1 protein-coding gene is annotated in these 625 nt (G+C 64.5%); it reads left to right on the forward strand.

The window, feature by feature from the left end; all coding sequences use genetic code 11:
* Nucleotides 1-2 precede the first annotated feature (2 nt).
* The coding region (locus tag Tsedi_RS12115) for a GTP-binding protein (RefSeq protein ID WP_143896959.1) at nucleotides 3-625 on the forward strand (623 nt) is incomplete at its 3' end.

Genomic DNA, 625 nt, shown 5'->3' on the forward strand with positions numbered 1-625 from the left:
GCATGGCAAAGGAAAAATTCGAGCGGACCAAGCCGCACGTCAACGTGGGCACGATTGGTCACGTGGACCATGGCAAGACGACGCTGACGGCGGCCATCACGACGGTGCTGGCGGCCAAGTACGGTGGGCAGGCCAAGAAGTACGACGAGATCGATGCGGCGCCGGAGGAGAAGGCGCGCGGCATCACGATCAACACCGCGCACGTCGAGTACGAGACGGCCAACCGTCACTATGCGCACGTGGACTGCCCGGGTCACGCCGACTACGTCAAGAACATGATCACGGGGGCGGCGCAGATGGACGGTGCCATCCTGGTGGTGTCGGCGGCCGACGGCCCGATGCCGCAGACGCGCGAGCACATCCTGCTGGCGCGCCAGGTGGGGGTGCCCTACATCATCGTGTTCCTCAACAAGTGCGACATGGTCGACGACCCGGAGCTGCTGGAGCTCGTCGAGATGGAGGTGCGCGAGCTGCTGTCGAAGTACGACTTCCCTGGCGACGACATTCCCATCATCAAGGGCTCGGCGCTGAAGGCCCTGGAAGGCGACAAGGGTGAGCTGGGCGAGCAGGCCATCATGAAGCTTGCGGAAGCGCTGGACACCTACATTCCGACGCCGGAGCGTGC

Source organism: Tepidimonas sediminis (assembly GCF_007556605.1).
Lineage (GTDB): Bacteria > Pseudomonadota > Gammaproteobacteria > Burkholderiales > Burkholderiaceae_C > Tepidimonas > Tepidimonas sediminis.